This window comes from Sporosarcina sp. FSL K6-3508 (genome assembly GCF_038615825.1).
Lineage (GTDB): Bacteria > Bacillota > Bacilli > Bacillales_A > Planococcaceae > Sporosarcina > Sporosarcina newyorkensis.
Genome location: NZ_CP152016.1, coordinates 1,586,697 through 1,603,911 on the forward strand (window position 1 = coordinate 1,586,697; position 17,215 = coordinate 1,603,911).

The window sequence follows — 17,215 nt, forward strand, 5'->3', positions numbered from 1 at the left end:
TTTTATTTAAGGAGGTGTTATACGTGTCTAACAAACTTCGAAAGGTTCGCGAGGAAATTGGAATGCCTCTTACGGTATTGGCCAAAAGGGCAAAGACATCCAGACAAACTCTTACAAATATTGAGTTGCATGGACAAGAGCCCGGCGTTTATTTGGCGCTGTCTATTGCAAAGGCTTTGAAAGTTGATCCAAGGGATATTTTTTTTGATCCTGGCGTTATACAAGGTTTACAAAGTGGTGTCGAAGAAGTCGTATAGGGAGTGAAAAACATGTCAGAAGTCATCGTGACGACTACAACGCAATTGAACGAACTTGTCAACACGGCCGTTAAACAAGCCGTAGGCGAAGCATTGCGAGAGCGTCAACTACCAATCTTGCTATCTCTGAAAGAAACTGCTGAGCTGCTGGGTGTGAGTCAAACGACGATCCATAGAGCAGCTAAGATTCAAGGTTTCCCAGTCACTCATGATTTTGGTCACGCAAAGGTCGTGACAGATCAGTTGCTGGAATGGATTAAGAAGCGAAGCAATTACGATTTAGTTTATAACTTTAGCGGATAGGGAGGAATCAGTTATGGCACATAAAAGAAATTCAAATCGATCGACTTCAATTTCGATGGAGTACAGGAATCTCAAGGGCTCCAAACGTGAGCGTCTTATTGCAGAAAGAAAAAGGGCAGGGCTAACCCAAACACAATTAGCCAAGAAGTTAGGATGTTCAACAGCGACAATTTCACACTTGGAACTGGGGAGAGTAAAACCTGGGCTTGATATCTCATTAGGCCTAGAAAGCTATTTTAAACGGCCTTTTGAAATTTTATTTCCCGATTTATAAAAAAGTACTTGACAAGCCTTATCGACAAATTTTCCAGAAATGAAATATTTCCGAAATGCCCAGGGAACCACAGAACAGTAAAACGTTGAAAATCATTAAAAAACAGTTATTTGAAAAGCATAGACACTCACAGAAAAACATTTTTATCCATAAGTGGTAAAAGGTCAAAAACTATAATAGAAATCATCAAGAAAAGGAGGAATGAAGATGAATCAATTAAAAGTTTTTAAGAATGGGATTTTCGAAGTTGGAGCTGTTTTAGAAAATGGACAAGTTTTGTTTGATGTAGAGCAGGTTGCTAGATCTTTGGGCTTCATAGACAGAAAGAATGATGTTGAATATGTCAGATGGAACCGTGTGAATTCTCATCTTCCTGAAACTTCGCCACGAGTGGCGAAAGGAGATTTAATTCCCGAACCTTTGGTTTACAAATTGGCTTTCAAAGCGCAAAACAATGTAGCGGAAAAATTCCAAGATTGGTTGGCAGTCGAGGTGATTCCTTCTATACGAAAAGACGGCGGATATATCATGGTCTCCGAAAATGACGATGATGAATCAATCATGGCAAAAGCAGTTTTAATAGCTAACAAAACGATTGCTAGAAAAAACAAAGAAATAGAAGACCAAAAGAAAATCATCGCTGAACAAAAACCAAAAGTGTTATTTGCAGAATCAGTTGAAGCTAGCAAAACTTCTATTTTAGTACGAGAACTAGCAGTATTGCTCAAGCAGAACGGTATAGACACTGGAGAGCGGCGCTTGTATGAATGGTTGCGTTCAAATGGTTATCTTGTTAAACGCCTTGGTTCCGATCGCAATACACCGACACAGAGAAGTATGGATATGGGGTTGTTTGAAATCAAGGAGACACCTATACACCATAACAGCGGTTCAATTTCCGTCAGTAAAACAACGAAAGTGACTGGCAAGGGTCAAGTTTACTTTATCAATAAGTTACTGAGTTTGAAAAATGCGATCTAGCGGAGCAGAGGGGTTTGCTCCACTAGATTGGAAGGGTGTTTTCAGGGGTTGTTGTTGCGAAGGTTTTTGGAGGCTACATCTATAGAGTACAACAGCCCTAGATAGAAAGAAATTCCAACTTGGAATATGTAAGTTGTTATTCCAGATTGGAATATAAGGGGGAGAAAGATTTGAAGAATGGAGCGATTTTGAGAGCGTGTCGAGAGCGAGTGGGATGGAGTCAAGCGGAAATGGCCGAGCAGCTACATGTCAATCAGTCTGACATATCTAAATATGAAAACAGCACCAAGGAGCCGAATATGTCATTGCTACAAAGGTGGGCGGTGCTCACGAATTCGCAAGACATATTGGTTGCGTACTTGCTCGGAGTCGAAGGTATAACGGTGCTTACTAGTATTTTATCGACAGTCGGAACGTCGATCATCGGCGGATTTATCAACTTTATGTATTAGGAGGAAGTCATGAAAACAGAAAAACAGTCGGAGAAGTTACGGAAAGAGCTAGCGTTGTTCGTAGAAAAGATGCAGTTGGAAGGCGTCGACATTATGGCAATAAAAAAAACGACCAGTGCGTCCAACACTAATCGGCAAACTCAAATTTATGTAAGTTCATTATAACACAAGTCGGGAGCTTTGGCTCCTGTCAAGAAGTCCAGGTGGTTGGTTAGCCATTGAAAGATTTCCGATTGAGTTGGTTACTCGTCGCGACACCTGGGCTTCTTGATGGGATTCAACCATCAGAAAGGAGATGACAAGATGACAGACTACGGAAATTGGCTGCTGGTAACGATCTTGTTGCCAATCGTTGCATTCGGTTTAGGAATCCTCTGGAATGAGGCTAGTCATCAATTAAAGAGGGAGCGTGACGCGGAATGAAAACATATCGCTGGGAGATCATCCCAATGGAAGGTGAATCGACTTTTATTTTGACTTCTGCAGACAGTGTGTTGGTAGCAGCTCAAACATTCGAAGAGAATTACGGCAACCACATCAGTATTTACGCCATTCGAAAAGCTGCTGAAATCATTGAGTTTGAGGAGGCGGTTTGAGTGGGTGAATATGCAAACTTAATCCAACAAGGTGTCTACTGTGAAAGTTGCGGCTGTTACACAGGGCAGGAACCAGGTCACCCAACCAAGTGCGAAGGTTGTGATCACTATCATTCCGAAGCGGCAATTGAAGCCGTGTTAGAAGAAGGTGAAGACCTGTGATGCATCCGGATATCGAGCATGCCATGCTCACGGGTTATCCAAGCAATGAGTATTTGGAGTACGAACGTGAACAAGAAGAGGAAGTCTACTGCGGTCCATTCGATGACATGAACGATTTCTTTTTGAATGTATTCCCAGAAAACAAATAAAGACCCGCTGTAGGGCAGCGAGTCAGTAAGGTTCTTATGCATATCAATTAATTCCATTATACATAAGAACCTCAACAAAATACAAGAGGAGCGATTGAATATGAGCGAATTATCTATGCAGTACCAGCAACAAGGTCAACAAGGTAATGTCCTTGGACAAGCTACTGCGTCACGTGAAATGGAAGAAGTCAAAGGGGCAATTTTCCTTGCGAAACAGTTTCCGCGGAACATCTTTCAGGCGGAACAACGGATCTTGGATTCATGTAAACGGACATCGTTAGCAGAAGTAGCGATGTATCAATATCCACGCGGCGGAACGAAAGTGATGGGACCGTCCATTCGGCTCGCTGAAGTATTGGCGCAGAATTGGGGCAACATTTCATTCGGTGTAAAAGAACTCGAACAACGTGAAGGTGAATCAATTGCTATGGCTTATGCCTGGGATTTAGAAACGAATGTACGTCAAGAAAAAGTATTCACGGTTAAGCATAGTAGGCAGGCAAGAGGACAACTTCAGAAACTCACAGATCCACGAGATATATATGAATTGGTCGCGAGTAGCGGGGCACGTCGTGTCCGTGCATGCATCCTCGGGATCGTTCCAGGAGACATCGTGGACAACGCAGTTAACCAGTGTGAAAAAACATTACAGGGAACGTCTGAAAAGCCTTTAAAAGACAGGGTGACGAGCATGCTTTCTTTCTTCAAAGAAACGTACAACGTTACGCAGGAAATGATTGAAGAACGATTCGGATATAACGCAGACTCTTTCACTGAAATTGATTTGGTGAATGTAAAAACTATCATTAACAGTCTGAAAGATGGAATGAGTAAAGTTGACGATTGGTTCGATAAAGATGTGAAGAAGAAACATTCTAGCGAGCTTTCAGAATCATTCAAGCAAGAAGAGCGGTCAGATCAAGACGAGGTGAAGGCGGATGACGCTGGAACTGACGCAGAGTAACTACCATTCATTAGAAGCGGACCGGGAATATTTCTCGGTCTCGCAATTTAAAAGCTTTATGGCGTGTCAGGCGAAAGCTGTAGCGAAGTTGAAAGGCGAATATGAAGAATCGTACGGCAAGGCATTGGTCGTCGGCTCTTACACTCACGCAGCGTTTGAAAGCGGTGACGCATTCGATTTATTCAATCAGGAAAATCAAGATCAAATTTTCAATACACGCGGTGGAAAATACGCAGACTTTGCAATGGCCGACACAATGATCGAGACGATCAAAAAGGACAAGTTCGCTATGTTTGCCATGGAAGGCGAAAAAGAGAGTATTTTGACCGCTGAATTGTTCGGTGTGAAGTGGAAAGCAAAGATCGACTCGATCAATCACCAGCGTAAAACTTTCACCGATTTAAAGACCACTAGAAGCCTTACACAGCGCTATTGGTCGGACAAGTACCAGAAGTACGTCTCATTCATCGAGGCGTGGGATTACGTGCTGCAGATGGCTATGTATCGCGAGATTATCTATCAATCTACAGGAAATTACTACTCACCATACATTGTCGCGGTGACGAAAGAAGATCCGCCCGACAAAGCGGTGCTCCATTTCGATGATACGAGATTTCAGTTTGAATTGGACTTCGTGGAGCATTTGATTGATCAGTACAAGGAATTGAAGGCTGGTAATGGAGTGCCTTCCCGATGTGAGAGGTGTGCTTATTGCAGGCAGACAAAGCAGCTGACGGACACGATTGAGATAGGCGAATTGATTTAAAGGAGTAGTGATTCACCATGAGTAATGTGAAATGGATAAAGCTGAGCACGCAGATGTTTGAGGATGAAAAGATAAAATTGATTGAACAAATGCCCGACGCGGACACCATTCTCATTATCTGGGTTAAACTGCTTTCTCAAGCTGGCAAGACAAACGCGAACGGCTATATCTATCTAAGCGAAAATATCCCATACACAGATGAAATGTTGGCAACTATTTTCAACCGCCCACTGGGAACTGTTCGGATGGCTTTAGAGGTTTTCAAGCAATTCGACATGATAGAAATTGATGATGAAAGTTTTATAAATATATCAAACTGGGACAAACATCAGAGTGTCCAAGGGCTGGATAAAATCCGTGAACAGAATCGCAAAAGAGTAGCCAAACATCGTGAGAAAAAGAAGATTGAAAGTAGTAACGCGGATGTAACGTTACCGTGTAACGCGAATGTAACAGACAAAGAATTAGATTTAGAACTAGAACTAGAACTAGATAAAGATATTAAAGATATAGTCCCGTACCGGGACATTGTCGATTACCTGAATGAGAAATGTAATCGTGATTTTAAAGCGAGCACCCAAAAAACAAAAGACATGATCAAAGCACGCTGGAAGGAAGGCTTCACGCTTGATGATTTCAAGTTGGTGATAGACATCAAGTCAAACCAATGGTTGACAGACGAGAAAATGAACGCTTTCCTCCGTCCACTTACGCTTTTTGGAACTAAGTTCGAATCTTACTTAAACGAAGGGAGGGGCATGCATGGAAAAGATCAGCGACGTAATGGCCCAGCTACAGGAAAGGGCACTGAAGATGAGTCAATTATCAGAGATCGAGTCGGTCGGATTAGAAGACGCCAATCGATATGACTGCCCTAAATGTAAAGACAAGACCGGCTATATTGAGCAAAAAGAGCATGGTGAAGAATGGGTTGTATGTAAATGTGTCGAGTGGCGAAAGGCCGTACGAATGATGCGTTCAAGCGAGATTACAGATGCATTTAAGCAACTGGCTTTTAAGAACTTCGTGATAGAAGACAAACCTGAAGTAATCAAGGACGCTTACGATTGTGCGATGGAATATTATTTGGACTTTGACAAGATCCGAGAAGAGCGACGTAATAGCGTTGCATTGCTAGGTCAACCAGGAGCAGGCAAGACGCATCTCCTTACGGCAATTTCCAATAGCTTAATCATGAAAAAACATATACCGGTTCTCTATTTCCCATACGTAGAGGGATTCAATGACCTTAAAGACGACTTTGACATGCTGGAAGAAAAGCTCAACCGTATGAAGAAGGTCGATGTCCTATTCATCGATGATTTGTTCAAGCCAACCGGAAAAGAGCGCAAGGCGCGGGCGACAGATTGGCAAGTCGAGCAACTATACGCAGTCATCAATCATCGTTACTTGAACCATAAACCGATAATGATTTCCTCAGAACTGACGGTGAATGAGTTGGCTAATATCGATGAGGCGCTGGGCACTCGAATTTACGAGATGTGCCAAGACTACACAGTTGTCATCAAAGGTGACAGAAAGGTATTAAACCACAGATTGGAAGGTGCGCCGGAATGAGCTACACATTCGAAAAAACGTTTACGAAGCGTTGGGAAGTGACTTCAGTTTGTCTTAACTTCATGAACTTTGGTGATTTTTACCGTGTGCGACAAGATAAAAAGAAATGCGAATTATGCTATCGAGATTTCACGGAAAAAGACATGGCGCATTTGGCATTCGTGAAAGGAAAAAAGAATCACTTGATTTGCACAGAATGCGCTACAGAAGCCGTGGAAGGCGGAGCTAAGAGTTATGACAGGAGGAAGCAAAATGACGACCAAACCATACAAACACCATAACGACAGCCGTAATCTAAACGGCTTGCAGCGCAATTTTGAAACACAATATTACAAGGGTATTCCGCTAAAGCAGATCGACCGAGGGTATGGGCAAGCGAAAGCCAGACGCTTCACAATCAATGGCACAAATCAAAACTGCTGGATCCCGCTCAAACATTTACATCCGGACGGCACGATCAAGCCGGGGCAGGATATTGACTATGTGATCATCCAAGGCAAGCGGCAATTTGAGATAGCTGGTGTGACTATAAAATTTGAGATTGCAGGAGGTGCAGACGAATGAGTTTTATGGAAAAAGTAGATAACAGCTACGGATTACAGTTGATGATCACTGGACTCGCTCGCCTTGTAGAAGAGGAAGGGTATACGCCGCACGAGGCAATAGGTATGTTGCACGAAGTTGGAAGGAACACATTTCATGCACTGACTGAAATCAAGCGAGGTGAATCCAATGTGGACTAACAACGGCGGCATCTACATGGTGCAACGTCCTGACAAAGTGGACAAGCAGCAGATCAAGCGGGAGATGGACGAGTTGGAAATACGGTTGCAAATTGCAGAGGCGGCTATTGCTGCGCGGGAGGGGATGACGGCATGAGGGAGATTAAGTTCCGCGCACTAAGCACAAATAATAAAGATTGGATTTACGGATTCCCTTTAATTTATGGTTGGGCAGATGTATTCCAGATTGTTGATTGTCATGGCGAAAGAAAAAACGTCAAGCCGAATACGTTTTGCCAATTCACTGGCCTGAAAGACAAGAACGGTGTGGAGATTTATGAGGGGGACATTTTAAAACGTGTCGTAACGATAAGGTTATTTGGTACCAGTGATCCACCAGAAGACGTTGAGGACATCCAAGAAGTTAAGTGGCGAGAAGATTACGCAGGATTTTATATCGGAGAACGAGAGTTGTTCGCTGAGATCGATGCTACTAGTTGTTTTTATACAGGGTGTGGTTGCACCAAATTTGAAATCATTGGCAACATACACGAGCGCCCCGAACTCCTGGAGGTGCAGCCATGATCGGAGCAAGAGTCGAAATGAGCAAAGAAACCGAGAAGCAATTCCTGATCGATGAATTAAACCGTCTCGGAATCTATGAAACTGTGAAAAGTGAGCCTTTGGAAAATATGAATTACTACACGTTGCGGAACATGTTGGCAGTGGAACAGGCGGTGAGGGTGTGAATTGGAATACAGTCGAATGTCCGTATTGTGAGCATGAAAACGATATGTCGGATGGCTTAACTGATTTACCAAGCGACAATAGATTTGATACTGAATGTGAAATTTGTGAAAAAGAATTCGAAGTAGAGGTTGAATTTAACCCTAGTTATTTAGGTTCAAAAATCGAATACCAAAATTGTGATTTGTGTATTAAAAGTGTGAGAGATATTAAAGAAAAGGGTCGAATTTTTCCTTTCCCTAAACATACAAGCACTAAGAAATTATGCGATGGCTGCTGGAGAAAATTGATGAGAAATCAATACGAATTAGAAAAGGTGAAATCATGATCAACCGTGTCGTATTAGTTGGCCGACTCACGAAGGATCCGGAACTTAAATACACTCAATCAGGAATCGCAGTCTGCAGGTTCACTCTTGCTTGTAATCGCCCATTTAAAACTGAAGGCGGCGAGCAACAAGCTGATTTCATCAACTGTGTGGCATGGCGTAAACAAGCCGAGAGCGTAGCGAACTATTTGCATAAAGGTAGCCTAGCCGGAGTAGATGGACGAATTCAGACAGGTAGTTTTGAGGGGCAAGATGGGAAGCGAGTTTTCACAGTGGAAGTTGTTGCAGATAGCACTCAATTTTTGGAGCCGAAATCTAGCCGTTCGGAACAGCCGAACAACGCCCAGCAAGCTCCACAACAGACGCAAAGTTACGGACAGACAAATACTCAATCAAACTACCAGACAGGCCAAGGTGGCTACGGTGGACAAGCGCAAGGCGATCCGTTCAACAATCCGAGCGGACCTATCGAAGTCACGGATGACGATTTACCATTTTGAGTTAAGGGGATGACCAAAATGCAAGATCACACAATTACTATTCCTTCCAGATCAGTTAAAGAGCGAAACATGAGAGTGCGCGAATTGCTCAGTCGGGGCTATATGCCAATCAAGTTTTTTGAGCGACAAACGGAATATATTGGCGTCACGGAGCAGCGATATGTGGACAAGGACGGTAAGCAACAGCGCGTAAAATCGACAGTGATTACAAGTAGATTTTGCGTGGTCATGCGGAGGGCGGGTGAGCGCCGTGGAATCCAGAGAGCTACTTGATAATGAATTGATCTGGTCTTTACAACAGGAAAACGCACGGTTACGATCTGAGCTCACATTTTACGCAGACGAGAAAACATATGAAGGGCAGCGCGGCAAATATTCGGGAGTTAGGAAAATGACGCTGATCGAGACCGATAAGGGCGAGCGTGCTAGAAAAGTATTGGAGATGACGAATTGAAAAAAGAAGAGATGTTAATGCAAGTGGTTAATCAAGATGTGATAAATGAGCGATATAGACAAAATAAAAAATGGGGCGTGCAACGGCATGATTACGGTTACTGGCTAGCGATCTTGGTCGAAGAGGTTGGAGAGGTCGCTCAGGCAATCCAACAAGGCAGTGTAGCGAGTAAAGATACGGACGCAGATGATTTGTATACCGAACTAATTCATGTGGCAGCTGTAGCTTCCGCTATCGCAGAGCAAGTCATGGAAGAAAGGGGCGGGGTGCAATGCTCTCCATGCTTATCAAAGACGACTATAAACAGCCGTTAGTGGCATTCGGGCATTTGTCTAATCAGGAGATCAAACAGCTACGGAGTGAGGGTTACCGTGTTCACTGGCGCGAGGAAGTTAATCCGCAAGTTAACAAACACGGCATACCGATTCGGCGTATGAAAGGAGTGGTTTGATGCACGCTTGCAAATTATGTGGAAAGAAGCTGAAAACACAGAAGAGTATCGATGATGGATATGGTCCTGTCTGTAAGAAAAAGCACGATGCTGCAGAAGCAGAATTTCTCAAACGGCAGATCACATTGGACGAAGAGATGGAATATCAGTTGAAGGTGGAGCGATGAGACAACGAACGAACAGACGACCAAGAGCACCTAAGCAGTCTCGCCAGTTTCATAAAAAGAGTGTTGAAATCGACGGCATTACATTTGATTCACTCACGGAAGCCGCCTATTACGAGCATCTAAAGCGTGATCCATTAGTTAAAGACATCGTGACACAACCTCAATTCAAAATTATTGAGAATTACAGTGTTACTTGCAAGCGTTGTGCAGGCTCTGGAAGGCAGGCAAGCATAAAGACAGGCAATCCTATCAATTGCTCGTTATGTCGCGGCAAGGGTGAACGTCAGAAGTCAGGCGCGGTGTATACAGCTGATTTCAAAGTTACGTATATTGATGGATTTGTAGAGTACGTGGACGTCAAGGGAGGGCCTGTTACTAGGGACTTTCCGTTAAGAAGAAAATTATTTGAGCAAGCGACTGGTCAAGAATTGGTCGTCGTTAGGTTAAAGCATAAAGAGTGGGTGAGGGAATGATGTTGTATTTATCGGCAGCCTTGATTTTCTTGGTTGCCTACGTGTTGGGATATTTAGAAGGTATGGCGCGGTAGACGGATACTGTGCAACTACTTATTAAATAAAAAGCCTCTACTTCAGGTGAAATAGAGGCGGAAAAATCAATCTGTTTTTAGTTTAGAGAAAATTTTTATGTCAACAAATTTTCCTTTAGATTTTTCACTTTGTCTTAACGTCCCTTCGAAAGTGAAATTTAACTTTTCAAGGACTTTTATAGAACTTATGTTTTCAGGTTCTACTTTGGCTTCGACTCGATTGAGATTTAGAGAATCAAATGCGTAATTCAATAAAGTAGATACAGCTTCTGTTGCGAAACCATTGCCCCAATACTTTTTAGCTATATCGTATCCAATTTCGGCTTTAGCATTCTCAAAATCTAATGAATTGTATCCGCATGAACCAATCACTTCATTAGTATTTAACTCAACTATGGAGAATCGATTCGCTTTATTATCATTAGCCAGCTTATTAATGTGATTAATCATTTCTTTAGCTTGTTCTTCATCCGTAAAATAATCGATGTTCATGAATCTAACAACATCGGGATCAGACCATATTTTGAATAAGCTAGCTGAATCAGCGGTTGTAATTTTTCTTAAATGTATTCGTTCTGTAAATAAATCTTTTATCAATACTTTTACCTCCCAATTAGTGATTTATGGTGGATTAAAAATACTGACATCTATCTGCGCATAGTTCAGTCCTTTCCATGTTTAGGAACAACCTGATTATAAAATATACTCATAATAATGTAAATGTAAAATAAACGTCTCAGTACGAAGATGATAAGTACAAGATAAATAAGGCGTTATAAAGAAAGGGTGATGAATCTTGAAGTATTAGTAGTTACAGATAATCAAACATGCTTTGCAACGATATATCCTAAGACCAATTGCATCGGAAAAAGATATAGCAGAGGAAAGTCGATTATTAGATAAAATTACGAATGAAATCGGAGAATTGAAAGAAAAATACGGAATCCGTTAATGCACATTTCGAAGATAAAGCCCATTAAAAACAGACCGCAAAGCGCGGTCTACACTCACCATTTGGTGTAACTGCAGTTTCAACGAGTGAGGCTGTAAATAAACCTTGTAAATTTTGGACAACAGGAGAAGAACATGAGCAAAAATCCGATTTATGAAATCAACAACATACGAGAGCAACTGCCGTTAGAAGTACTGCAAGATATACATCAACGAATAGCTGATTGGCGTGCCAGCGGAGGTAACCATGATGATCCGTATGTTTGGCAACAGTTGCGGTATGCGGAAAATATAGTGAGATTGGGGAGAGGTAATTGACGACTGAAACGAATGAAGAGCGTGTAAGGAAAATTATTGCAGACCGGAAAAGCGGTTATCCGTTGTTAAATAAAGACTTTGACTGGTTCATCCAACAAGCCGAACGAGCGCAGGAATTAGAGGAATTAAACATTTCTCTATCTGAAGAATCACGAGGGAACTTTCAAGCGGCTTCAAAGTACAAACGCGAAAACGCATGTCTGCGGGAAGCGTTGGAAGAAATAAAATTTCAGACCACTTTTGTCGAGACTTCGGATAATGTCCTTGAAGCTATAGAGCAAGCCCTGAAAGGAGAATAGAAATGGTTAACGCTTTGAAACACGAAGACACTCATATTCTTCTCGAAAATGCAGATATCCAATGGTATTGGGATGGCAGTCAGATTATCAGGTTTCGGGAGTTATGGCGAGAGGGATCTTCAATTGAGGAGATAGCGGAAGAACTGGGAAGTAATTCAACTAGCATTGCGCTTCTAGTCATGGATCAGGCGGAAGAAAGTAATATTCGGCCGCGGAAACGTGGGATATTTGGTAAATAAAAAAAGACCAGGAGTGTCCCTCCTGATCCAGACAATTACATTATAGCATGGAGGGACCTTCACATGAAAGATTTAGAAATAGACTACCAAGGATTGCTAAGTATTGATACAATAGGACTACCGATTAACTGTGTTGTGGTAATTTCGGAGGGGAAGGCCAAAGTGAGGGAATTACCTGAATACGGTGAATACAAGATTGTGACGCATCAAGGGAAAGTGAGACGGATGCGGAGGGAAGAGGGAGAAGAATTTTGAATGAAATTAGGCATATGAACGAGGCAAAGGTTGTAGCGATAAATACGAACGAAGTCGAGTTACTCTTTACAAGGGCTATTGAAAACGTAAGGAGTGACATGAGGGATAATACTTATATTAATGAAGCTGTAAGAGTATTAGCTGTTGGCGGTTATCGAAGTTCTATTGGTTCGTTTTGGAATGCAGTTGTGGACGATTTAAGGAATAAAATAATGTTTAGAAGTTTAGAGATGTTTAACAAAGAAATGACGTTGAGAAGAGAGATTAAAAGCTACGAAGATTTTCAAAACTATGTTAATGATGATGAACTTATCGAGGGAGCATATAAGATAGGTGTTATTGGTTACGAAGCAAGCAAAATTCTTAAGCATGCAAAAGAAACAAGGCACTTCTTTAGTGGTCATCCGGGGAGCTCCGAACCTTCAATGATTAAAGTTTTATCTGTAATGGAAGATTGCATTAAGTATGTCCTTAACGATGAATATCCATCGAAGATCATAGATATCGATGACTATTTAGAAATAATGAATACCGAATCGTACGATAGAAATGAAATAGCAATTGAAAATGCTCTTTTTGACCTTCCCAAGCGGTATAAGGTTGAATTATCTAATAGGATATTCAGTTCATACCTACTACCAAACGCTTCAACCATATTGAAGTCTAATATAGAGTTCTGTGCTCCACTCTTATGGAAAGTATTGGCAAAGGAAGACAAATTACAGATTGTAAGAGGCTTAGATCAAATAATTACAGCGGGTCAAAAACAAAAAATTGATGCAGCCTTTGACTTTGTAGAAATTGTAAATGGAAATGAATATCTATCGAGGTTCTCAAAAGAGTATATCATTAAACCGGTTTTAGATGAGTATGTGGAGAACTTAGGTACATTTTCTAAAGAGAATGAATGTGCTCGAAAACTATTGCAGTATTCGAGCTTCATACCTCAGGAGATATTAGAAACATATGTAAAAGTAATCACTAAAAGCTTTATTGGATTTATTGGAAGCTCTTATTACCATGCCCGTACGGATTTTTATGCAGATGGGGCGGCGCTTATTATTCCTGATATGTTTAAAAAGTTTGATGATACTGCATCTGAGCACTTTGTACATTATATTAAATCCGATAGGAGTATTCAACGCTTGATAAGAACTCCTAGTAAACTTCGAAGGCTGAGAACGCTAGGCGAGATATTATTAGAAAGAATTTCAAGTAACTTTGAAAACAAGGAATTATTGCTATTATTAGCCGACGAAGATAAAGAGGGAGAATTCTTAGAATCGTTAAATAGATAGTACACCTTCTGGCCAACCACATGACAACATTTGAGTGCAGCATTGCGCTGCCTCAGTTGTTGTTCCTTATGGATAATGGGGAACATAAGATTGTGACGCATCAAGGAGAAGTTTGACGTATACGGAGGGGAGTGGGGGAAGAGTTTTGAGAACGTATGTCAAAGAGGTTATTATAGGAGCACTAGTTTTAATAGTCATTTCATTATCATTAATTATACTACTTGAAAGCAATGTAGAGGTTAAGAAAATTTTGGATTTTAAGACTGTCGTTCTAAGTTTATCAACATTTGGAGGAGCAGGATTAGGGGCGTTGATAGCAGGACAGCTATCAGTTGCTTTATTCAAGAAAAATATTAAGCATGAAGAGGATAAAAGACAAGCCGAGCAAATTGTAAAGAAAGCTATCTATTTAAATGATTACTTAAAAGACTCATGGAGTTTAATGGAAGTTTTCAGAGCTTTTAATTTTGAGTTTTTCGATTTGATGAAAAGCCATCATGAACAATATCCAGATAAACAAAAATTAAATTATGAAATTGAGAGATTTAGTCCAGTGTTAAATTTGCTTACTCAAAAGAATGAACAATTGCTTTCGTTGCTACGCGAAACTAAGAGCAGATTGGAGCGTTCCTCTTACGATCATATCAATGATTTCGACTTCATTAAAATGATTAGTGAAAATAAATTTCTACTTACAAAAATAGAAGCGGGCTTTGAGAAAGTAAACGATATTGATTCAATTGAATCATTTCCTGACTTATGGATAATACAAGAATTAATTTCTTCCTTGCAAAGATATCTTAATGAGTTTGAGCATTTTGAGAAAATGTTAAGAGAGTACAAATAGTCCGCCCTGGCCAACCAGAGGACAACACCTGATTGCAGCGTTACGTTGTGTCATTTGTTGTCCATTATGGAATTGGGGAATAACGAATTATAACTAACCAGGGGAAAGTGAGACGTATACGAAGAGAGGAGGGCGAGGAGTTTTGAATTCAATAGAGATTTCTCAATTCGTAGTTTCTATATTTGCTATGTGTGCTTCATCTGCAGCTGCTATAGCTGCTTTAGTTAGTGCAAATGCGGCTAAAAATAGTTTAGAAGAGCAAGGCAAAAATAATAAGAGGGCTATCATGCCATTTTTAGTTGTTGATAACAAAGAACATAATTTGGAGTTTGATTTGCAGAAGGATTATTTCAATCTGAATTGGGATACAGGTGAATATAGTTTAGCCTTAGACACTACTTTTTTATTACCCGAATTGGAAATAGTAAATATTAGTAAAGGAACTGCAAAGAATATTTCAGTTCAGACGTCAATTAAGTATACCAATGAATTTCTCACAAAATTAACAGACAATAGTAAGGAAGAACTTCAACTATTGTTGGATAAAGCACCGGAAAATGTTGATTTAGAGGTTTTGCTTATTCAACAGTTCATCCGTAATAATGGTAATCTTTCACCAAATTTTTCAGGAAGATACGACCTGCAAAATTTTATAAATCAAGATTTGGTTTTTATTGGAGCAGATGGGGATAGAAAAAAAATTAAAATACCAAATACATTTGTGGTTTTATACAATTTATATATCGTTAACTCGAATTTGAACTTTATTCCTTTCGATCTACTACCAAAATTAATAATAAAAATTGAGTTTGAAGACATCATAAATAATAAGTACAGTCATGAATTTCAAATGAGCATAGCCAAATTATCAACTATCATGGGTTCAGGAAACTTTAAAGCGAAAATTGGCTTTGATATTAAAAAGATTAATTAATATCTTAATATTTATAATTGACACATTTTATCCTACCAACCAACTGGAGGACAATATTTGATTACGGCGTTGTGTTGCGTCATTTGTTGATCCTAATGAAACATGAGAAATTTAAGATTGTGACGCACCAGAGGAAAGTTCGGCGGATGCGGAGGGAAGAAGGGGAAGAGTTTTGAGGGATGATATTTCGCATTTAGTGAAAAACATTATAATTGCCAGCTTGTTATTAATAACTTTCTCAAGCATTTCTGTACTTCTTATTACTGACTTAGGTATTAAATCTGCTTTTCGGACTAAAATTCTAGATATTGTTGTTGATTCTTCATTCTTAGGTTCATTCTTGGGAGCCTTATTGTCAGGTTCAATAGCTTTAACAGTTTTGCTCATTCAGTTCTATAATAACAAGAAATTACGTGTCGAAGACGACTATAAAAAGTACTTCAAATATATTTATCCTTTAATTGTTAAACTGGATAGACTGCTAGAAGATTTGACAGATGAAAAAATTCAACAAATGGTGGACAAACTTGATAAGTTTGGGAATCGAAATATCGTTGAAAACATTAGTGAGATATTGACTCAAATACATTCGATTGAAGATATCATTTTCCCTGAGATTAGTTTAGACTTCGAGATTATAAAGTTAACGCTTGCAGAAATACAAATTATAATTGGTGATGACATAGAACTTATTTTAGACAATGCAGATGAGAAATCAGTGATTACTGGTTTGAAAGCTAATACAATATTGCTCACAAATTCAAAATATAAATTAGATAAGAAAATCGAAGAAGCAAGAAGAATTTTAAAGATGGATTAAGTAGTCCGCCCTGGCTAACCAGAGGACAACATTTGATGGCAGCTTTACGCTGCTTCATTTGTTGTCTTTTTTTGTAGTGAAAAACTTTAATGGAAAATTATAGAGTGATATAATAAATCTAGATAATTAGTTTTTTGTGATAATGTCGGAGGGGGAAGTATATTGAATGACTTGAAATTGTTGGAGAAGGAAATAGATGGAATGTTAAGGGGATCTAAGTATTTCAAAAGTAAAAGGGTTTCGGGAAAATCGATTTTTGAAATTCAGTTATTACGAGCAAAAATAGTTTCGAAAAGTGAAAGCTCGAAAGCAATTCAAGTTGGTTTGTTATTCTTAGGATTATTCTTAACGATTAATATAAATATTATTCTAAGAGCTGGTATTGAAAAAAATTATATGGCTTTATACTTGGCAATTCTTTTAGTTATTGCATTTGTTACGTATTTAATTATAGATCGAATTTTTCGAAAATCTGTGGAGAAAAATACATATTGTATAGAATTAATGGATTTGTTGATTGAAAAAAAAGAAGAACATAGCAATACGATTTAAAACGAATAACCAGTCCCCCTGGCCAACCAGAGGACAACGATGATTACAGCATTGCGCTGTGTCATTTGTTGTCCTCTTTTTTTATTTCAGAAAAGGAGTGATCTAAATGATTCGAAGTGGTACTAAATCGGATGTAAGTGATACTGAATCCGTTAAAAGTGACATGAAAAACGTCTCAAGCGGTACGGAACGCAAGAAAAGCGAACAATTCAGCGATCGTGAACTAGCTGATTTGATGGGGACAAATCGCGATACGTACAGACGCGGTCCAGGCGGAGCGATTCGGAGACGATAAAAAAGGGGA

37 protein-coding genes are annotated in these 17,215 nt (G+C 39.9%); 36 read left to right on the plus strand and 1 reads right to left on the minus strand.

Annotation, left to right across the window (positions count from 1 at the left end):
* Positions 1 to 23: 23 nt before the first annotated feature.
* The 26 genes from MKX97_RS07485 to MKX97_RS07610 all read left to right on the plus strand — a co-directional run bounded on the left by MKX97_RS07485 (position 24) and on the right by MKX97_RS07610 (position 10,324).
* The gene (locus tag MKX97_RS07485) at positions 24 to 257 is read left to right on the plus strand and encodes a helix-turn-helix domain-containing protein (RefSeq protein WP_342537296.1); all 234 of its coding nucleotides are present in this window, start codon (positions 24 to 26) and stop codon (positions 255 to 257) included.
* A gap of 12 nt (positions 258 to 269) precedes the next feature.
* Positions 270 to 560 (plus strand): helix-turn-helix domain-containing protein, encoded by a 291-nt coding sequence (locus MKX97_RS07490; RefSeq protein ID WP_342537297.1) that lies wholly within the window; start codon positions 270 to 272, stop codon positions 558 to 560.
* A 13-nt stretch (positions 561 to 573) separates the two neighbouring features.
* On the plus strand, positions 574 to 834 hold the full coding sequence (locus tag MKX97_RS07495; protein WP_342537299.1) for a helix-turn-helix transcriptional regulator: 261 nt from the start codon (positions 574 to 576) through the stop codon (positions 832 to 834).
* 207 nt (positions 835 to 1,041) lie between these two features.
* Positions 1,042 to 1,815: a phage antirepressor KilAC domain-containing protein gene (locus MKX97_RS07500; RefSeq protein ID WP_342537300.1), complete on the plus strand. Its 774-nt coding sequence runs from the start codon at positions 1,042 to 1,044 to the stop codon at positions 1,813 to 1,815.
* Between the two features lie 170 nt (positions 1,816 to 1,985).
* Positions 1,986 to 2,267, plus strand: a complete 282-nt coding sequence (locus tag MKX97_RS07505; protein WP_342537301.1) for a helix-turn-helix transcriptional regulator — start codon at positions 1,986 to 1,988, stop codon at positions 2,265 to 2,267.
* 9 nt (positions 2,268 to 2,276) lie between these two features.
* Positions 2,277 to 2,432, plus strand: coding sequence for a hypothetical protein (locus MKX97_RS07510; RefSeq protein WP_342537302.1), 156 nt, complete (start codon positions 2,277 to 2,279; stop codon positions 2,430 to 2,432).
* 254 nt (positions 2,433 to 2,686) lie between these two features.
* Complete coding sequence (locus tag MKX97_RS07515) at positions 2,687 to 2,863, plus strand: hypothetical protein (RefSeq protein ID WP_342537303.1); 177 nt, start codon at positions 2,687 to 2,689, stop codon at positions 2,861 to 2,863.
* Complete coding sequence (locus MKX97_RS07520; protein ID WP_342537304.1) at positions 2,864 to 3,025, plus strand: hypothetical protein; 162 nt, start codon at positions 2,864 to 2,866, stop codon at positions 3,023 to 3,025. It begins immediately after the preceding gene.
* The gene (locus MKX97_RS07525; RefSeq protein ID WP_342537305.1) at positions 3,022 to 3,174 is read left to right on the plus strand and encodes a hypothetical protein; all 153 of its coding nucleotides are present in this window, start codon (positions 3,022 to 3,024) and stop codon (positions 3,172 to 3,174) included. Before MKX97_RS07520 ends, MKX97_RS07525 begins: the two co-directional genes overlap by 4 nt.
* A gap of 100 nt (positions 3,175 to 3,274) precedes the next feature.
* Entirely contained in the window at positions 3,275 to 4,138 is an 864-nt protein-coding gene (locus tag MKX97_RS07530; RefSeq protein ID WP_342537306.1) for a hypothetical protein, read from the plus strand.
* Positions 4,113 to 4,904 carry a PD-(D/E)XK nuclease-like domain-containing protein gene (locus tag MKX97_RS07535; RefSeq protein WP_342537307.1) on the plus strand — a complete coding sequence of 264 codons (792 nt, stop codon included), beginning with the start codon at positions 4,113 to 4,115 and terminating at the stop codon, positions 4,902 to 4,904. Before MKX97_RS07530 ends, MKX97_RS07535 begins: the two co-directional genes overlap by 26 nt.
* A gap of 17 nt (positions 4,905 to 4,921) precedes the next feature.
* On the plus strand, positions 4,922 to 5,773 hold the full coding sequence (locus MKX97_RS07540) for a phage replisome organizer N-terminal domain-containing protein (protein ID WP_342537308.1): 852 nt from the start codon (positions 4,922 to 4,924) through the stop codon (positions 5,771 to 5,773).
* Entirely contained in the window at positions 5,667 to 6,482 is an 816-nt protein-coding gene (locus MKX97_RS07545) for an ATP-binding protein (RefSeq protein ID WP_342537309.1), read from the plus strand. Before MKX97_RS07540 ends, MKX97_RS07545 begins: the two co-directional genes overlap by 107 nt.
* A complete protein-coding gene (locus tag MKX97_RS07550) occupies positions 6,479 to 6,763 on the plus strand; it encodes a hypothetical protein (RefSeq protein WP_342537310.1) in 285 nt (94 codons plus the stop codon). The genes MKX97_RS07545 and MKX97_RS07550 overlap by 4 nt, the downstream gene beginning before the upstream one ends.
* Entirely contained in the window at positions 6,735 to 7,046 is a 312-nt protein-coding gene (locus MKX97_RS07555) for a hypothetical protein (RefSeq protein WP_342537311.1), read from the plus strand. Before MKX97_RS07550 ends, MKX97_RS07555 begins: the two co-directional genes overlap by 29 nt.
* Positions 7,043 to 7,225, plus strand: coding sequence for a hypothetical protein (locus MKX97_RS07560; protein ID WP_342537312.1), 183 nt, complete (start codon positions 7,043 to 7,045; stop codon positions 7,223 to 7,225). The genes MKX97_RS07555 and MKX97_RS07560 overlap by 4 nt, the downstream gene beginning before the upstream one ends.
* A complete protein-coding gene (locus MKX97_RS07565) occupies positions 7,215 to 7,361 on the plus strand; it encodes a pilus assembly protein PilO (RefSeq protein WP_342537313.1) in 147 nt (48 codons plus the stop codon). Before MKX97_RS07560 ends, MKX97_RS07565 begins: the two co-directional genes overlap by 11 nt.
* A complete protein-coding gene (locus tag MKX97_RS07570; protein WP_342537314.1) occupies positions 7,358 to 7,789 on the plus strand; it encodes a YopX family protein in 432 nt (143 codons plus the stop codon). Before MKX97_RS07565 ends, MKX97_RS07570 begins: the two co-directional genes overlap by 4 nt.
* On the plus strand, positions 7,786 to 7,953 hold the full coding sequence (locus tag MKX97_RS07575) for a hypothetical protein (protein WP_342537315.1): 168 nt from the start codon (positions 7,786 to 7,788) through the stop codon (positions 7,951 to 7,953). The genes MKX97_RS07570 and MKX97_RS07575 overlap by 4 nt, the downstream gene beginning before the upstream one ends.
* Positions 7,950 to 8,279, plus strand: coding sequence for a hypothetical protein (locus MKX97_RS07580; RefSeq protein WP_342537316.1), 330 nt, complete (start codon positions 7,950 to 7,952; stop codon positions 8,277 to 8,279). The genes MKX97_RS07575 and MKX97_RS07580 overlap by 4 nt, the downstream gene beginning before the upstream one ends.
* A complete protein-coding gene (gene ssb / locus MKX97_RS07585) occupies positions 8,276 to 8,779 on the plus strand; it encodes a single-stranded DNA-binding protein (protein ID WP_342537317.1) in 504 nt (167 codons plus the stop codon). The genes MKX97_RS07580 and ssb overlap by 4 nt, the downstream gene beginning before the upstream one ends.
* An 18-nt stretch (positions 8,780 to 8,797) precedes the next feature.
* Positions 8,798 to 9,052 (plus strand): hypothetical protein, encoded by a 255-nt coding sequence (locus MKX97_RS07590; protein ID WP_342537319.1) that lies wholly within the window; start codon positions 8,798 to 8,800, stop codon positions 9,050 to 9,052.
* On the plus strand, positions 9,030 to 9,233 hold the full coding sequence (locus MKX97_RS07595; RefSeq protein WP_342537320.1) for a hypothetical protein: 204 nt from the start codon (positions 9,030 to 9,032) through the stop codon (positions 9,231 to 9,233). Before MKX97_RS07590 ends, MKX97_RS07595 begins: the two co-directional genes overlap by 23 nt.
* The gene (locus MKX97_RS07600) at positions 9,230 to 9,547 is read left to right on the plus strand and encodes a MazG-like family protein (protein WP_342537321.1); all 318 of its coding nucleotides are present in this window, start codon (positions 9,230 to 9,232) and stop codon (positions 9,545 to 9,547) included. The genes MKX97_RS07595 and MKX97_RS07600 overlap by 4 nt, the downstream gene beginning before the upstream one ends.
* A 136-nt stretch (positions 9,548 to 9,683) precedes the next feature.
* Positions 9,684 to 9,851, plus strand: coding sequence for a DUF6011 domain-containing protein (locus MKX97_RS07605; RefSeq protein WP_342537322.1), 168 nt, complete (start codon positions 9,684 to 9,686; stop codon positions 9,849 to 9,851).
* The gene (locus MKX97_RS07610) at positions 9,848 to 10,324 is read left to right on the plus strand and encodes a DUF1064 domain-containing protein (RefSeq protein ID WP_342537323.1); all 477 of its coding nucleotides are present in this window, start codon (positions 9,848 to 9,850) and stop codon (positions 10,322 to 10,324) included. The genes MKX97_RS07605 and MKX97_RS07610 overlap by 4 nt, the downstream gene beginning before the upstream one ends.
* A 140-nt stretch (positions 10,325 to 10,464) precedes the next feature.
* On the opposite strand, the gene MKX97_RS07615 is transcribed toward MKX97_RS07610, so the two are convergent.
* Positions 10,465 to 10,995 carry a GNAT family protein gene (locus MKX97_RS07615; protein WP_342537324.1) on the minus strand — a complete coding sequence of 177 codons (531 nt, stop codon included), beginning with the start codon at positions 10,993 to 10,995 and terminating at the stop codon, positions 10,465 to 10,467.
* Positions 10,996 to 11,484: 489 nt separating this feature from the next.
* On the opposite strand from MKX97_RS07615, the gene MKX97_RS07620 reads away from it, so the two are divergent.
* The 10 genes from MKX97_RS07620 (at position 11,485) to MKX97_RS07665 (ending at position 17,206) form a co-directional block, all read left to right on the plus strand.
* Entirely contained in the window at positions 11,485 to 11,667 is a 183-nt protein-coding gene (locus MKX97_RS07620) for a DUF6877 family protein (RefSeq protein WP_342537325.1), read from the plus strand.
* Positions 11,664 to 11,966, plus strand: a complete 303-nt coding sequence (locus MKX97_RS07625) for a hypothetical protein (protein ID WP_342537326.1) — start codon at positions 11,664 to 11,666, stop codon at positions 11,964 to 11,966. The genes MKX97_RS07620 and MKX97_RS07625 overlap by 4 nt, the downstream gene beginning before the upstream one ends.
* 2 nt (positions 11,967 to 11,968) lie before the next feature.
* On the plus strand, positions 11,969 to 12,205 hold the full coding sequence (locus MKX97_RS07630; RefSeq protein WP_342537327.1) for a helix-turn-helix domain containing protein: 237 nt from the start codon (positions 11,969 to 11,971) through the stop codon (positions 12,203 to 12,205).
* Positions 12,206 to 12,268: 63 nt separating this feature from the next.
* Positions 12,269 to 12,460: an XtrA/YqaO family protein gene (locus MKX97_RS07635; RefSeq protein WP_342537329.1), complete on the plus strand. Its 192-nt coding sequence runs from the start codon at positions 12,269 to 12,271 to the stop codon at positions 12,458 to 12,460.
* Entirely contained in the window at positions 12,457 to 13,758 is a 1,302-nt protein-coding gene (locus MKX97_RS07640; RefSeq protein ID WP_342537330.1) for a hypothetical protein, read from the plus strand. Before MKX97_RS07635 ends, MKX97_RS07640 begins: the two co-directional genes overlap by 4 nt.
* A gap of 145 nt (positions 13,759 to 13,903) precedes the next feature.
* The gene (locus MKX97_RS07645; RefSeq protein ID WP_342537331.1) at positions 13,904 to 14,605 is read left to right on the plus strand and encodes a hypothetical protein; all 702 of its coding nucleotides are present in this window, start codon (positions 13,904 to 13,906) and stop codon (positions 14,603 to 14,605) included.
* Between the two features lie 142 nt (positions 14,606 to 14,747).
* On the plus strand, positions 14,748 to 15,539 hold the full coding sequence (locus tag MKX97_RS07650) for a hypothetical protein (protein ID WP_342537332.1): 792 nt from the start codon (positions 14,748 to 14,750) through the stop codon (positions 15,537 to 15,539).
* Positions 15,540 to 15,711: 172 nt separating this feature from the next.
* On the plus strand, positions 15,712 to 16,359 hold the full coding sequence (locus MKX97_RS07655) for a hypothetical protein (RefSeq protein ID WP_342537334.1): 648 nt from the start codon (positions 15,712 to 15,714) through the stop codon (positions 16,357 to 16,359).
* Positions 16,360 to 16,521: 162 nt separating this feature from the next.
* On the plus strand, positions 16,522 to 16,911 hold the full coding sequence (locus MKX97_RS07660) for a hypothetical protein (protein WP_342537335.1): 390 nt from the start codon (positions 16,522 to 16,524) through the stop codon (positions 16,909 to 16,911).
* Positions 16,912 to 17,017: 106 nt separating this feature from the next.
* On the plus strand, positions 17,018 to 17,206 hold the full coding sequence (locus tag MKX97_RS07665) for a hypothetical protein (RefSeq protein ID WP_342537336.1): 189 nt from the start codon (positions 17,018 to 17,020) through the stop codon (positions 17,204 to 17,206).
* The last annotated feature ends 9 nt before the right edge of the window (positions 17,207 to 17,215 follow it).

Coding starts and splice junctions, on each gene's coding strand:
- MKX97_RS07665 (WP_342537336.1), top strand. CDS start 17,018: ATGATTCGAAGTGGTACTAAATCGGATGTAAGTGATACTGAATCCGTT.
- MKX97_RS07535 (WP_342537307.1), top strand. CDS start 4,113: ATGACGCTGGAACTGACGCAGAGTAACTACCATTCATTAGAAGCGGAC.
- MKX97_RS07605 (WP_342537322.1), top strand. CDS start 9,684: ATGCACGCTTGCAAATTATGTGGAAAGAAGCTGAAAACACAGAAGAGT.
- MKX97_RS07560 (WP_342537312.1), top strand. CDS start 7,043: ATGAGTTTTATGGAAAAAGTAGATAACAGCTACGGATTACAGTTGATG.
- MKX97_RS07620 (WP_342537325.1), top strand. CDS start 11,485: ATGAGCAAAAATCCGATTTATGAAATCAACAACATACGAGAGCAACTG.
- MKX97_RS07510 (WP_342537302.1), top strand. CDS start 2,277: ATGAAAACAGAAAAACAGTCGGAGAAGTTACGGAAAGAGCTAGCGTTG.
- MKX97_RS07635 (WP_342537329.1), top strand. CDS start 12,269: ATGAAAGATTTAGAAATAGACTACCAAGGATTGCTAAGTATTGATACA.
- ssb (WP_342537317.1), top strand. CDS start 8,276: ATGATCAACCGTGTCGTATTAGTTGGCCGACTCACGAAGGATCCGGAA.
- MKX97_RS07590 (WP_342537319.1), top strand. CDS start 8,798: ATGCAAGATCACACAATTACTATTCCTTCCAGATCAGTTAAAGAGCGA.
- MKX97_RS07550 (WP_342537310.1), top strand. CDS start 6,479: ATGAGCTACACATTCGAAAAAACGTTTACGAAGCGTTGGGAAGTGACT.
- MKX97_RS07565 (WP_342537313.1), top strand. CDS start 7,215: ATGTGGACTAACAACGGCGGCATCTACATGGTGCAACGTCCTGACAAA.
- MKX97_RS07540 (WP_342537308.1), top strand. CDS start 4,922: ATGAGTAATGTGAAATGGATAAAGCTGAGCACGCAGATGTTTGAGGAT.
- MKX97_RS07530 (WP_342537306.1), top strand. CDS start 3,275: ATGAGCGAATTATCTATGCAGTACCAGCAACAAGGTCAACAAGGTAAT.
- MKX97_RS07545 (WP_342537309.1), top strand. CDS start 5,667: ATGGAAAAGATCAGCGACGTAATGGCCCAGCTACAGGAAAGGGCACTG.
- MKX97_RS07515 (WP_342537303.1), top strand. CDS start 2,687: ATGAAAACATATCGCTGGGAGATCATCCCAATGGAAGGTGAATCGACT.
- MKX97_RS07575 (WP_342537315.1), top strand. CDS start 7,786: ATGATCGGAGCAAGAGTCGAAATGAGCAAAGAAACCGAGAAGCAATTC.
- MKX97_RS07495 (WP_342537299.1), top strand. CDS start 574: ATGGCACATAAAAGAAATTCAAATCGATCGACTTCAATTTCGATGGAG.
- MKX97_RS07630 (WP_342537327.1), top strand. CDS start 11,969: ATGGTTAACGCTTTGAAACACGAAGACACTCATATTCTTCTCGAAAAT.
- MKX97_RS07570 (WP_342537314.1), top strand. CDS start 7,358: ATGAGGGAGATTAAGTTCCGCGCACTAAGCACAAATAATAAAGATTGG.
- MKX97_RS07500 (WP_342537300.1), top strand. CDS start 1,042: ATGAATCAATTAAAAGTTTTTAAGAATGGGATTTTCGAAGTTGGAGCT.
- MKX97_RS07610 (WP_342537323.1), top strand. CDS start 9,848: ATGAGACAACGAACGAACAGACGACCAAGAGCACCTAAGCAGTCTCGC.
- MKX97_RS07555 (WP_342537311.1), top strand. CDS start 6,735: ATGACGACCAAACCATACAAACACCATAACGACAGCCGTAATCTAAAC.
- MKX97_RS07490 (WP_342537297.1), top strand. CDS start 270: ATGTCAGAAGTCATCGTGACGACTACAACGCAATTGAACGAACTTGTC.